At 66.7% G+C, this 12,620-nt stretch carries 12 protein-coding genes; 5 read left to right on the forward strand and 7 right to left on the reverse strand.

Annotated features, from left to right (window positions below; translation table 11 throughout):
- Nucleotides 1-32: 32 nt before the first annotated feature.
- Nucleotides 33-209 (forward strand): hypothetical protein, encoded by a 177-nt coding sequence (locus JWN03_RS17495; protein ID WP_297615809.1) that lies wholly within the window; start codon nucleotides 33-35, stop codon nucleotides 207-209.
- 40 nt (nucleotides 210-249) lie between these two features.
- On the forward strand, nucleotides 250-543 hold the full coding sequence (locus JWN03_RS17500) for a 4a-hydroxytetrahydrobiopterin dehydratase (protein WP_297615810.1): 294 nt from the start codon (nucleotides 250-252) through the stop codon (nucleotides 541-543).
- On the opposite strand, the gene JWN03_RS17505 is transcribed toward JWN03_RS17500, so the two are convergent.
- Complete coding sequence (locus tag JWN03_RS17505; RefSeq protein WP_441343012.1) at nucleotides 485-1,735, reverse strand: mannosyltransferase; 1,251 nt, start codon at nucleotides 1,733-1,735, stop codon at nucleotides 485-487. The genes JWN03_RS17500 and JWN03_RS17505 overlap by 59 nt on opposite strands.
- 302 nt (nucleotides 1,736-2,037) lie before the next feature.
- Here JWN03_RS17505 and JWN03_RS17510 point away from each other — a divergent pair, with 302 nt between their 5' ends.
- Nucleotides 2,038-2,796, forward strand: a complete 759-nt coding sequence (locus JWN03_RS17510; protein WP_297615814.1) for an Rv1157c family protein — start codon at nucleotides 2,038-2,040, stop codon at nucleotides 2,794-2,796.
- Nucleotides 2,797-2,894: 98 nt separating this feature from the next.
- Nucleotides 2,895-3,260 (forward strand): hypothetical protein, encoded by a 366-nt coding sequence (locus tag JWN03_RS17515; protein WP_297615816.1) that lies wholly within the window; start codon nucleotides 2,895-2,897, stop codon nucleotides 3,258-3,260.
- 67 nt (nucleotides 3,261-3,327) lie between these two features.
- On the opposite strand, the gene JWN03_RS17520 is transcribed toward JWN03_RS17515, so the two are convergent.
- From JWN03_RS17520 to JWN03_RS17535, 4 genes are all read right to left on the reverse strand, one after another.
- Complete coding sequence (locus tag JWN03_RS17520; RefSeq protein WP_297615818.1) at nucleotides 3,328-4,053, reverse strand: DUF1906 domain-containing protein; 726 nt, start codon at nucleotides 4,051-4,053, stop codon at nucleotides 3,328-3,330.
- Nucleotides 4,054-4,311: 258 nt separating this feature from the next.
- The gene (locus tag JWN03_RS17525; RefSeq protein ID WP_297615820.1) at nucleotides 4,312-5,523 is read right to left on the reverse strand and encodes a hypothetical protein; all 1,212 of its coding nucleotides are present in this window, start codon (nucleotides 5,521-5,523) and stop codon (nucleotides 4,312-4,314) included.
- 160 nt (nucleotides 5,524-5,683) lie between these two features.
- Nucleotides 5,684-6,340, reverse strand: a complete 657-nt coding sequence (locus JWN03_RS17530) for a CHAP domain-containing protein (RefSeq protein WP_297615822.1) — start codon at nucleotides 6,338-6,340, stop codon at nucleotides 5,684-5,686.
- A gap of 123 nt (nucleotides 6,341-6,463) precedes the next feature.
- Nucleotides 6,464-10,486 carry a BTAD domain-containing putative transcriptional regulator gene (locus JWN03_RS17535; protein ID WP_297615824.1) on the reverse strand — a complete coding sequence of 1,341 codons (4,023 nt, stop codon included), beginning with the start codon at nucleotides 10,484-10,486 and terminating at the stop codon, nucleotides 6,464-6,466.
- Nucleotides 10,487-10,634: 148 nt separating this feature from the next.
- Between JWN03_RS17535 and JWN03_RS17540 the strand changes: the two genes are divergently transcribed.
- A complete protein-coding gene (locus tag JWN03_RS17540) occupies nucleotides 10,635-11,117 on the forward strand; it encodes an MmyB family transcriptional regulator (protein WP_297615826.1) in 483 nt (160 codons plus the stop codon).
- 7 nt (nucleotides 11,118-11,124) lie between these two features.
- On the opposite strand, the gene JWN03_RS17545 is transcribed toward JWN03_RS17540, so the two are convergent.
- Both JWN03_RS17545 and JWN03_RS17550 read right to left on the reverse strand, forming a co-directional pair.
- A complete protein-coding gene (locus tag JWN03_RS17545; protein ID WP_297615828.1) occupies nucleotides 11,125-11,646 on the reverse strand; it encodes a hypothetical protein in 522 nt (173 codons plus the stop codon).
- 237 nt (nucleotides 11,647-11,883) lie between these two features.
- The gene (locus tag JWN03_RS17550) at nucleotides 11,884-12,558 is read right to left on the reverse strand and encodes a GNAT family N-acetyltransferase (RefSeq protein ID WP_297615830.1); all 675 of its coding nucleotides are present in this window, start codon (nucleotides 12,556-12,558) and stop codon (nucleotides 11,884-11,886) included.
- Nucleotides 12,559-12,620 lie beyond the last annotated feature (62 nt).

Below are 12,620 nucleotides of genomic sequence, written 5' to 3' on the forward strand. Positions count from 1 at the left end.
TAACCCGCCCGACTTAGGTTAAGCTAACCAACATGGGCAAGGTGAAGGCCAAGGACGTTTCGCGTCTGAAGCCGAAGAAGAAATGCTGCCGCAAGAAGACGCGGTGCGTGAAATGCCCTGTGGTCATCATGCGCATGAAGAAGCTCGAGGCCGCAGGCTGCTGCGGCAAGGACCTCAAGAAGGGTCTCAAAGCCGCCCGCGCGGCCTGAAACCCGAGCGCGGCAGCCGAACCGGGAGTACACCGGAACCATGACCCCTGCGCCGCTGTCCGAAGAAGAGATCACCAAGGCCCTCACCGATCTGCCCGGCTGGACCCGCACCGGGGACACCATCGCCCGCACGATCGAGGCCGCATCGTTCCTGGCCGGTATCGAATTGGTCCGCCGTGTCGCCGTCGCCGCCGAGGCCGCCAACCATCACCCGGATATCGACATCCGTTGGCGGCGAGTCACTTTCACACTCTCCACACATGACGCCGATGGTCTCACCGCGCTGGATGTGGCTCTTGCGCACGAGATCGATCGACTGCACCTACAGGGCTGATCCGGCCCACCCGAATCACCCAGATGTAGAAGACCAGCACGCCGGCCGTGTAGACCGTGCCGAGCCAGGACAGGATGCCCGGCCGGGAGATAGTCCAGATGGTGGGCTGGAAGAACATGAGCACCCAGGGCACCCCGATCAGCGTGACGACCAACCAGTATCCGGCCAGGATCCGCGCGCCCGCGGCCGCGCGCAGCGGGCCGTAGCACAGCCACAGAATGGTCGGAATCAACCAGATCCAATGGTGTGACCAGGAAATCGGCGAGGCCAGCAGGCCGAAGAACTGCACGATGATGAGCGTGCCCATGCGGTCGCCGGGGCCCAGCGCCCGCCAGGCCAGGACCGCGAGCACAGCGCTCACCAGGACGGCCGCGATCCACAGCGGCCCGGTCTGCACATCGTGACCGAGGATGCGGCTGAGCGACCCGCGCAGCGACTGGTTCGACGCCGTGGCGACCGGGCCGATCCGGGTGGCGTCGCCGAGCAGCTCACCGAAGTACTTCCGGGTCTCGCCGGGCGTGATCAGAAAGGTCAGGCCGACGGTCCCGGCGAAAACGATCGCCGACCACACCGCCGTGAGCCAGCGCCGCTGCGCCACGAAGTACAACCCGGTGACAGCGGGCGTCAGCTTCACCCCGGCCGCGGCGCCGATCAGCGTTCCCGACACCCACCAGCGGGTACTGCGCACCGCGAGCATGGCGAGCAGCACCAGGAACACATTGACCTGGCCGTAGTCGAGCGTGGTCCGCACCGGCTCCAGCCACAGGCCGACCGCCGTCCACGCGACCGCCGCTGTGCGCCAATGCTGTTCGCGCAGCGCCTCTTTCCCGAGAATGAGTTCCAGCGCGATCCATACCACCCCGTACAGCGCCGCCATGGTCAGCAACAGCCAGGCGAGGGCAACAAATGTGAACGGCAGGAAGTGCAGCGGATAGAACACCAGCGCGGCGAACGGCGGGTAGGTGAAGGGCAGCGGGAAGTCGGGGGTCTTGCTGGCATCGGTGTAGTCGTACAGATTGCCGCTGCCGAGGCCGGCCGACCCGTCCATGTAGACGTGCAGGTCGACGAAATTCATCCCGTTCGGAAGGAGCAGCACCCAGGCCAGACGGGCCAGTACCGAAAGCACCAGTGCCGCTACGGCCAGGCGGAAGTGTCGATTCACGGCACAGACTTTCAGCTCGGGCGGCGGGATTTCCGGTCGGGCTTCACCGGTGGGCGTGCGGGCGACGACAAGAGTAGTCCCAGAAGGAAATGTGCCGGGAAACGCACACCCTCTGCTGTAACATTCGCATCACTAACCCCACCAGTAACACGAATTCTGGTCGGACGTTCGATAGCGTTGCCGGATATAGGACAGCAAGATCACACCGTGGCTGTACAACCGGGCAGCCCGGTCCCTAGAGTGGCGCGGAGCGATGTCTCCATCGCTGCTAGATGTACCCGAAGGTAAGGACGGCTACACCAGTGCTTCGCACCCGAGGATCGCGATTCGCAATGTCAGCGCTGGCCCTGGCGGCCTGCGCCACTGTTGCCGTGCCGAACACCGCGTTCGCCAAACCCGCACCGGCCCCGCAGCAGACCACCGCGACGATTCCGATGATCCCCGAAGGGGTTTCGGTCGATGCACTCGCCTCGCTGATTCCGGCCATCATCGGCGCAGCCGCCGGTCCGGCCGATATCGCGGCACCCGGTCCGCAGACCGCAATCCTCGATCAGGCCAAGCAGATCCTGGCCGGCCTGAACCTGCCGCCGCAGATCAAGACCACGCTGAACTCGATCATCACCTTCCTCGACGGCAGTGGCGGTGGCGGCCCGGACCTGCCGAAGGACGGACCGGTCATCGCCCAGTTCCTGTGGCCGACAATCGGTAAGGGCTGCATCGGCTCGGGCGCCGACTCGGTGGGCACCGCGCTCGCCGTGCCCGGCCCGGCCACGCTGCCCCCGCCGGGACCCGCCGCCGGTCAGGCCGGATTCGTCTTCACCGCGCTGGGTACCAAAAGCCCCAGCGAGATTCAGAATCCGCCGATGACCGTGCAGTGGCTGAATCTGGACACCCGCCAGAGCGGCGTGCAGAACCTGACCGACGAGGCCAAGATCAATCCGGGCGGTCCGGCCACGCTGTCGGCCATCGTCAATACCGGTGCCGGTCGTGTTGTCGCCGTGGTCTCCGGTTCGCTGACCACCCAGGCCGATCCCGAAACCCAGCCGATCAGCTGCTCGTTCCTGCCGACGGTCGGATTCTTCACCGTCTGACAATCAAGAATTCCGCCCCTGTTCCATTCCGCTATCAGCGGTCCGGAACAGGGGCGAAATCATTTCCGAACGCGGATCGGTGTGGTAGACCGCTAGGTATGGCCGCTGTGAACGCTCCCATGGGGAGTCTGAAATCGCGCCGATCGATCCTGTCGATTCGTTCGGAAGGATCGATCCTGTCCATCGGGTCGGCGTACTCGATCCTGTCCATCGGCAGTGTGGGGTCGGTGCTGTCGATCGGATCGGCGGGATCGTTCGGATCCCTCATCTCGTCGGCATCGTTCGGAAGTATCGGCTCGGCGTTCTCCGGGCTGTCGCGCTGGTCGCTGTTCTCCTGGCAGGGCAACCGCCAGGCCTTCTCCCAGGGCGAGGACGACGAAGTCCGGGACCGGCACCTCACGCTGCGCGTGGTACCGGACGAGCCCGATCTGCGTGATGATCCAACCTGCCACTGCCAGACCTAGATTCGCCTATCAACGACCGTGCCCCGCTGCCATCGGCAGCGGGGCACGAGTGTCTCAGGGGGCGGGATTACCACCACTGCCCATACTGCTGCGCGAGCACCGCGTTCACATCTACCCCGATGCCGCTGACCGAGCGCTTGTCGATCTCGAACTGGTGCAGGTGCGCGTCGGGGTGCACGTAACCCTTGGGTGAACCCCAATTGTGCTGCCAGAAGTAGGAACCCAGGCCCGCGCCGCGAATGGAGTCGATGGTCGGCGAGTTCGCGTACACACCGGTCCGCTCGTGCCCGATGACGGTTTCCCAGCCACGCAGGTACGGCTCGATGAGATTGTCGAAGTCCTCATCGCTGGGGTTGTCGTCGATGGAGGCGTAGATGGGGGCGGTATCGGGACCGCCCGCCGCCTTGTGCAGCACCAGCCCGCGAGTGGCGTGCTGGATTCCGGCCGCCAGGCCGCCACGCCAGTCGGCGGTAGGCCCCTTGCCGAACTGGTAGCACGACACGACCGCGAGTCCGGCCGCGGACAGCGCGTCGACTTCGCGCGCCAGCAAAGGCTTTCCGGTCATCCATTCCGCGCCGGGCCGGCGATCGGAGACGTACCGGATCACACCGATATGCCCGTCGGCGCTGATGGCGCCGGCATCGGGCACGCCGCCCGCATAGTCGAGCAGGGTGCCGATTTGTTGCCGGGCAGCGGCATTGGGGGCGGGCAGTGTCAATCCGGCGGAAATACCGGTGGCGATTGCCGCGCCCCCGAGTAGGAAAGTCCGGCGGTTGACATGGATAGAACGCATCGCGGAACTCCTTCGCACACTCGCTGATCGAACATGCCGATCACGGTGCAAAACCGAAAAATTGCCCGTGACCGGTAGAACTATTGCGGCGTGCCCGGCGCACCTTCCCCGATGGTCCGAAGATCATCTGCGCGCCGGGAGCCCTGAACGTGCCCTCATTCCACCATATTCACATGCGAATCGCCAGGCTCACAGGGCCCATAAGCACCACGAGTCCCACAAGTTCTAAAACGGACGAACGGGATTTTTGTCAATCAGTCAGACGCGAGTGCCGTCGAGACGCGCGGTCACATCGATGGTGCGGCGGGAGACGTCCGCTACCTCGGCGCGCACCACGGAGGCCACCTGTACGGCGACCTGTTTGCGAATACCCGCAAGCTTGCCGAGCGCGGCGGCCCGCAGGCCCTTCGCCTTGAACTCGAGCTCGATATCCTCGGGGGCGGGCGGCGCGGCGTCGATAATAATCAACAGCGGATCAGCGGCACGAGCGGTGAGGGCCACGGGCACCTGCACCTCGGCGCGATAGCGATTGGACTGCAGCACATCCACGGTGATGTCGAGACTCACCGGAATCATCAGATCGAAGGTCACCAGATCTTTGGTGTCGGCGCCGACCGGCTCCGGCTCCGAAGTCTCTGCGAGACTGGGCAATTCGGCAATGACGGGCTCGGGTTTCGGGGCCGCGGCGAGATGCGTCGACGCCACGACCCTGGGTAGTCGCACCGTGCCGCGCACCGCCACCTGCGCCTTATTGCCCGGCCCGGTGCGCAGCGGGCCGACCTCGATGAGTTTGCCCGCCAGGGATTCGACGACCTCCCGCACCCGGTCGGCGGTCACAATGCGCTCGAAGAAGCGGTGCCCGAATTCGTCGTAGCCGATCCACTCGTGGGTGGGCCGGCCGCGATACGGCGATTTACTGCCGTTGAGGATGGCTTCCACATCGAAGGTGCGCCCGCGCTGCGCATCCGGATCGTCGAGAATGCCGTTGATCCGATTGGCGACCTCACGCTGCACCAGCTTGGCAATGGGATCGAGCAGCAACTCCCAGGCCGCGCCGATCGCCTGCGCACGCATGACGAAGCTGACATCGCGGCTGGTGACCGGCGGAATATCAATGACGATGAGCAGCGGGTCGGCGGTGCGGGCGTGCAGCTTCAGGTCGATATCGACCACTGCCTCCAGGCGCAGTCGCTGGCCGCCGAGCGTGACGTCGACCCGGAGTTTCACCGGCAGCGCCACATCGAAGTGCACATGCGGGCCGCGGCGAATGACGGTGGGTTTCCCGACACTGCCCTTGGCTACGAAGCGCGCCAGACCGGCGGGCCCGATGGAGAACGGGCCGATGGTGATACCGCGGCCGGCGATACCGGAAACCGCCGCTTCGATCCGGGATTCCGTTACCGCCGCCGCCACGAAACGTTCGCCGAATTCGGCGTAATCGATCCACATCGGTTCGTCGGACGGCGTCATCCAGCTACTTTCGTCGGGCGGGGATCCCTGCCCTGCCGATGAGGGGGCAGCAGGGCAGGGATCGATCGGCGACGCTGCCGGGCGCCGCCGACAACCATCGTAAGCGGAATACCCAGCAAGTCCCACCCTCCCGCGCCAGCTTTTCAATAATGTGGAACTGCTATGTTCCCAATCGACCGAATCCGACCACGCCCGGTAGGTCGGCCGGGCGGAACCGATGAATGCTGATTCGGCCGAATTCATTGCCGCCCACCGTGGTCAGCGTGCCTGCCGCATCGGCGATCACGATATTCGTGTGCTGGCCGAACGAACTTCCGGGCGCGTACATCACCACATCACCCAGGTGTGGCTGATATCCCGGCTCTTCGAAACGGTGCTGTTCGCGGTAGAACTGCTCCAGGGTGGAGACGCCGGGAATTCGCCAGGACCCGGAATTCGGATTCTCCAGCGGCTGCCCGGCATCGCGCATCACCCAGCTCACGAAGTCCGCGCACCACGGTTCCTTGATGCCCTCGGAATAGGTGGTGCCGCCGTGCTGCTGCCCGTATTCGCGCTGCGCCACATCCAGCACCCGCAGCTGGACGTTATCGAGACCGGAGCGGTCGATCGCCGGGAATTCCTGTAGGCGCTTCCCGGCCAGCGCTCTGTCGTTCGAATATGCTTGCCACCAGCGGGCTCCCACCACACCGCCGGTCGCCAGCAGGGCAAGCACGACGATCAGCACCAGCCAGCGCCCTCTCCCCCGGCCGGTTCGACTCTCCCGTTCGCGCTGCGTCTCTTCGTCGCGCAGTATCTCTTCTTCGCGAGGCAATGTCATGCGGATCCTCCCCAGCATCCCGGCGCCGGTATTCGGCCCCTACGTATTCGACGTCCCGCGATGATCACAGGTTCCCGTCTCCACAGGATCTCCACGAAATGCGCACGCCGCCCCCACCGGCGGTCAGTCGGAGGGGTCCGGGACCCGGCAGGACTGGCTCAGCGAAACCTCGCGGACCTGGTGGGTGCGCACCGGAACCCGGCTGGGGGCAGCACGTTCGTCGAGCAGGGCGAGGTCCAGGGCGATGCGCTCCCGCAGCCGGGCCGCGGCGGTGCGGTGTGCGGCAGCACGTTCCGGGTCGCCGAGGAATTCGGCCAGCTCGGCCAGCGTGAGATCCATCGGTCCCAGGACGGTGGCCCCGCTCTCCAGGCCGGCGATGGTGCCGGCGTACGGCAACAGCTGGTCGTACAGCTCGTGCGCCCAGTCCCGATCGGCGAGGCCGATGGCCAGGCGCGCCCGCACCGAGGTGAAGGTGGTCCAGAACTGCGGGGCGAGCGGCGGAGATTCGCGCAGCACGCTCCGGGCGGCCTCCTCCTGGCCGGAGTGCAGCAGGGCGAGCGCGTAACCGTAGACGAACAGTTCGGGTTTGATCAGGGCCCGCTCGCGCAGTTCGTCGACGAATTCGGACATGTCATTGCGCGCCCACGCGAGCGAGATGGCAATGCCGATATGCAGGGCATTGGGTTCACGGGACGGTTCGGCCGCGCCCTCGGCCGAGTGCGCCACGAGCTCGGCGGCGGCCGCCGGCTCGACGGCGAGCATGAGCGCCACACCCTCGGTATTGCCGCGCAACAATTCCAGCACCATATCGAAGGGTGCGAGGGCGTCGAGCAGATGGCGGAGCTGGCCGTCGGTGGCGTATTCGCCTGCGCTGCGGGCATGTTCGGCGGCGGCGACCAGGTCGGCATCGGCGAGCGTGGCACGGAAGAGCAGATAGTGCGCGAGCGCGCGGAACTCGGTGAGTTCCGCCTCGGTCGCAATGCGGAGCATGCGGGTCGCATGGCGTTTGAGATCGTCGGCGCGCAGAAAACCCTTGCGCGCGAAGGCCGCGAACGCCTGCGCGTTCAGCACCGTGCAGAGCAGTTCCGGATCGGCACCGGGCGCGGCCAGCGCACTCGCGTCGGCGGCGGCCACACCGGCGGCCGCCGGATCGTCGAGCGCCCGGTCGAAAACCATATTGACCCGAATACGAATGCGAGTGGACACCGGTAGGCGCGGGTCCGCCAGCGTTGAGCTCAGCGGTTCCCGAAGGCGTGGATCGGGCGTGTGCCAATCGTGCACCGACCAGATCAGCGGGGTCGGCCAGCAGGTCGCGGCCCGCGCCAGAAACTCTGTGCCACCGAGCGATTCGGCAAGATCCAGCGCCTGCTCGCGGGCAGCGCGAGCGGCGATGTGCTGCCCGTCGTAGGCGAGCGCCGTCACCAATTCACAGCGCGCCTCCAGCAGCGCGGCCCGATCGGCCCGAGCGGCCGTGGCGGCGCCATGACCCGCCATATCGTGCAGCGCCAGCACCGAACGCCACCGGCGCACCGCATCCGCCCGCATGCGGCGCTCCACACACCGCCGAGCCGCGGCCCGCACGAATTCCAGTGCCCGCACGGCGGTTTCGGCATTCGCCCCGAGCGACGCATGATGGGCGAGGGCATCGATATCGGTACCGGGCGATGCCTGTGCGATGGTGCGCACACTCCCCGGCACCGCCACCGCATGAACAAGCGCATCGATAGCGGTGCGGGAGGCCTTCGGCCGTGCGGTACCGGTCGTTCCCGGAGCCGCAGTGTCCGTAGCAGCGTAAATAGCGTTGCCGGACAGAGCTGTTCGCGCGGCGTCTCCATTACGCGGTGTCGCGATAGCAGCAGTGAGTGCATCGATAGCACTGCTGGACAACGACGATGACGCCGCTGATCCACCCTCGGAACCTGCCGCGGCATCAGCGAACGCCTCGATCACATCGCCGGGCGACAACCCACGGCCGCCCGAGATTCCCACGGCATCGGCAAGCGCCTCTATCACGTCCCTGGACGACGACCCATGGCCGTCCGATACCGCCGGCGCTTCCGTCGGCGAATCAGCAACGCGCGCAGCGCCACCGAGGGAAGGCTGCACTATCGCCTTCGATACCGCCGCCGAATGGCCGAGGGCATCGATTCTGCTGCCGGGCGATAACTCCCGCCTGCTCGGCACTGCCGGGGAATCGGCCTCGTTATCCGATTGCGCTGCAATGATTTTCGATACCGCTGCCGAGTGGGCAAGGGCATCGATGGCGGTGATCGGGGGCGCCGACGGCGCGGCGGGAGTGCGGGAGCAGAGCAGTTCGAAGGCGGCCCAGTGCATTCGGGCGCGGCGCAGGACCGGGATGTCGTAGTAGACGGTTTCGCGGACCAGGGCATGATCGAAGGCGATGCGGCCGCTGCGCTCGGTACGCAGCAGGCGGGCCGATTCGGCACCGGCGATCAGGTCGATGACGGTGTCGGCGGTGTGGCCGGCGGAAGCGGCGAGGGTATTGACGTCGCTGTGCTCGCCCCAGACCGACATGTGCCGGAGCAGTTCGGTCACCTGGTCCGGTAGTTGCGCGATGCGACGGCCCAGCAGGTCACGCACGCTGTCCGGCAGACCGTCGGTGCTGCCCTGCCCGGCAACAAGTTTCGCGAGTTCGCGGACGAACAGCGGATTGCCGCCGGTGCGGCGGCGCAATAGTTCCACGGTGCGGTCGTCGAGCGTGGTGAGCCCGGCCGCGGCCGCGGCCCGCCGGGTCCCGGCCAGATCGAGCCCGTCGAGTTCGATGCGATCGGCGGTGAACAGCGCCAGCGCCGCGGCGGTATCACGCACGCCGGGACCGGCTTCGGTGCCGCGCATGGTGGCCATGATGAAGATGGGCCGATCGCGCAGCCAGTTCACCACCTGCCGCAGCACCTGCAGGGTGGCGGTATCCGCGCCGTGCACATCCTCGAGCACAATGGCGACGGGTCCGGTGGCCGCCCGTTCCCGGCAGGAGCGGACCACGCGCCGGGCCAGCGTGAAAGCATCGGCGGCGGTATAGCTTTCGGGATCGGCGGCATCGAGTCCGGTGAGCACCTCGGACCACGCCCAGGCGGGCGGTGCGCCCTCCACCTCGGGGCAGCGCCCGAAGACGGTGGTCCAGGACTGTCCGGCCAGCTGCGTGACAATGGTGGCGGCGAGGGTGGTCTTGCCCGCTCCGGCCTCACCGGAGAGCCAGACCAGGCGCACCTGTCCGGCGGCGGCCGACTCGGCGGCGGCCAGCAATCCGGCCCGCTGTTCGGCATATCCACTGTCCCGCAGCGGATCCTGGGATAGCAGCACGTCCGGGTCGGCCGTCCGCACCACGATCGGCGGGGCCGGCACCTCGGTTTCCACCGAATGCGTGAGGATGGCGGTCTCCAGATCCCGCAGTCCGGGACCGGGATCCACGCCGAACTCCAGGGTGAGGAATTCGCGGCTGTGCCGCACCGTGGCCAGCGCGTCCAGGGATTGCCCGAGCCGATACTGCGCGAGCGCCAGCAGTCGCGCACACTCTTCGCGGCCCGGGAACTCCTCGAAGATGGGTCGCAGCGCAAGCACCACCTCGGCGGGCCGGTTCATCTCCAGCGCGGCCTGCGCGCGCAATTCGGCGGCGGTCAGCCGCAGTGCGGCGAGGCGGGCGGTTTCCTGTGCGGCCCAGGGCATTCCCGCGAAGGATTCGAAGGCGCCACCGTGCCAGCAACCCAGTGCCGCGTCCAGGACGCGGACCTGCTCCAGCGGGTCGGGTCGCACGGCCGGATCGCGCATGGCCGATTCGTGCCCGTGCAGCAGCTGTTCGAAGTGCCACGAATCCACCTGCTCCGGCTCCAAATTCAGCGCATAGCCGTGGGATTCGGAGACGATGATGCGGGACTGGGCCCGGCGCGGCCGGTCGGGTTCGAACACGCGGCGCAGGTTGTGAATGTACACCTGCAGGGCGGCAACGGCTTTGGTGGGCGGATCACCGCTCCAGAGGTCGTCGATGAGCCGGTCGGTGGGCACCACGCGCCCGCCCGCCGCGACCAATCTGCCCAGCACCGCGCACTGCATGGGTGCCCCTGGCGGCACCCGCTGGTCGTCGATGCTGATGTGCAATGGACCCAGCACACCGATTCGCGTGTCCGCCATCGAGCCGAGCCACCCCCAATACCCACTACGAATTAAAACCAAACCGGGTGTCCAATATGGCAGAAATTCTGCGGTAACACCCAGTCTTGTGATCCGGCTTAACCAGATACGAAGTGGATCCGAAGAGTTGTACCGCACACTGCCTAGGGTGTCCGACCCCTCCCGGCTTCCGCCCGCCGATCTCGCGGTGCTGCACAGCCTCCCGTATCCGGCGTGCCTGCATGACGGCGCCTACGACGTGGTGGCCGCGAACAGCGCCTTCAGCGAGATCTTCCCGGGCACCGGACCCGGCGCGAATCTACTGACCGCCATCATGCTCGAACCCATGTCCCGCTACCGGCTCGGCGATTGGGAGGCGGAGGCGCAGATCATGGTCTCCACCTTCCGGACGATGGCGCCGGATGTGATCACCCCGGAGCGGCGTGAGGAGATTCTCAATCTGTGCCGGCGCGCACCGGAGTGGGATCGGCTGTGGCACAACGAGGCCGCCACCCCGAACGAGGAGCGCGAGCGGACGCTGCTCATGCACGAACCGGAGACCCGCGCCGAGATCCGCATGTATGTGCAGACCTTCCAATTCCAGGCGCCGCGCCGGCCCTGGTCGCTGTTGACCGTGGTGCCGGCCAACTGAGCCCGGCTCACGCCTGCGCAGCGGGCTCCTCGAACCAGCCGTCCTCGGGTTCGGCGAACCCGTGATACACGAGCGGAATGCGCCGATCCACCCCGAAATGCCGGTAGACGGCGAGCATGGCATTGCGCACGGCCCGATCGTGGAAGTCGTCGATGCGCCGCACACCCAGATCGTGTTCGGGTAGCAGCGCCAGCCGCAGCATTTCCGCGGGATCGTCGATATCCAGGCCCATCGGGGCGGGATCGGCGATGAAGTGATCGTGCAGTACAGCGCGCGCCCGGCCCGGATCGTGAATACCCGGCCGGAAGGCCCGGAATCGGGTGCGGACGGCGGGTGAGCAGTGCACCTGCAGCCAGTCCACGAGGGTGGCGTTCGGGCGGGGAATCCGGCCGGTCAGCGGCGTCTGTTCGAGCAGATGCAGCATGCTGCGGCCGGGGACGAGTGGGTCGGGCACGAGGAACAGGGTCAGCGCGGGAGAACCGGACAGCCTGTCCGAGAGATAGACCTTGGTGGTCGTGGGGTCGGGCATGCGCTTCTCCTTCGAGAAAGAGGGACCGCTGTGCGGACCCGCGCCCGGGTACTGGCTTCACATCCGAAAGTTGTGCCGGACGCCGAGAAACCCGACTCGGACCTGTCTGCTCGACGCCGACCTGTGCAACGTCGAGAAGTATAGTCGCCGACAGTTAACCAAACCGATCGGTTTCCGATAGGTCCGTTGCTTTTCCGGCGGTGCCGACCTGGGCCGGCACCGCCGGAAAACGATCGATCAGGCGTCGATGAGCCGATTGGGCGCGGGCTGCCCGCCGAACTGCCCCTCGATGGTGGCCCGGACAGTCGCCCACTCGTCCTCCAGGATCGAGTAGAAGGCCGTACTGCGGACCTCACCGTCCAGCCCGCGCGAATGCGCCCGCCGGACCCCGTCGCTGGTAGCGCCGAGTCTCTCGATTGCCAAGCGCGAGCGGTGATTTCGCACATCCGCCCGGAAGGTGATACGTCGCACCTGCCAGGTCTCGAAGGCGTGCTGCAGCAGCAGCATCTTGGACTCCAGGTTGATGCCGGTGCCACGAGCCTCCGGCGACAACCAGGTATTGCCTATCTCGGCCGCATCCGGCACTGCCATCAGGGCATCCCCCGGCGGCGCTCCGTGCAATGGTGGCCACACCATCGGCCCCTGCCAGTAGTCGAATCGGGTGAACCGGGTGGAGCCCAGGATCCGGCCACTGGCGACGGCGATAATGGCGAAGGCGAGCGAGGTTCCGGCGGCATGCCCGGATAGCGCTTGCGCCACATATTCCAGCGCCTCGTCCACACTGTGTGGGACAGGCGTGAACGCGAAATCGTCCCGATCGCCCGCTGCTGCTTCCGATATACCCGAAGCATGGTGCGGTGCAAGGGGTTCCAGCCGTACCAGACGGCCGTTCAGAGAAAGGGGTACAGGCACGTTCCCTCGATCTTTCGGATACGGTCGGGGGCTCGCTCAGACAGTGCCGCACCGGCCGTGTG

The sequence above is a fragment of the Nocardia sp. genome, from assembly GCF_025465275.1.
Lineage (GTDB): Bacteria > Actinomycetota > Actinomycetes > Mycobacteriales > Mycobacteriaceae > Nocardia.

What these genes read in the sequence shown, in the direction of transcription:
- JWN03_RS17495 (WP_297615809.1), top strand. Translation starts at nt 33, where the DNA reads ATGGGCAAGGTGAAGGCCAAGGACGTTTCGCGTCTGAAGCCGAAGAAG.
- JWN03_RS17500 (WP_297615810.1), top strand. Translation starts at nt 250, where the DNA reads ATGACCCCTGCGCCGCTGTCCGAAGAAGAGATCACCAAGGCCCTCACC.
- JWN03_RS17510 (WP_297615814.1), top strand. Translation starts at nt 2,038, where the DNA reads ATGTCAGCGCTGGCCCTGGCGGCCTGCGCCACTGTTGCCGTGCCGAAC.
- JWN03_RS17515 (WP_297615816.1), top strand. Translation starts at nt 2,895, where the DNA reads ATGGCCGCTGTGAACGCTCCCATGGGGAGTCTGAAATCGCGCCGATCG.
- JWN03_RS17520 (WP_297615818.1), bottom strand. Translation starts at nt 4,053, where the DNA reads ATGCGTTCTATCCATGTCAACCGCCGGACTTTCCTACTCGGGGGCGCG.
- JWN03_RS17525 (WP_297615820.1), bottom strand. Translation starts at nt 5,523, where the DNA reads ATGACGCCGTCCGACGAACCGATGTGGATCGATTACGCCGAATTCGGC.
- JWN03_RS17530 (WP_297615822.1), bottom strand. Translation starts at nt 6,340, where the DNA reads ATGACATTGCCTCGCGAAGAAGAGATACTGCGCGACGAAGAGACGCAG.
- JWN03_RS17535 (WP_297615824.1), bottom strand. Translation starts at nt 10,486, where the DNA reads ATGGCGGACACGCGAATCGGTGTGCTGGGTCCATTGCACATCAGCATC.
- JWN03_RS17545 (WP_297615828.1), bottom strand. Translation starts at nt 11,646, where the DNA reads ATGCCCGACCCCACGACCACCAAGGTCTATCTCTCGGACAGGCTGTCC.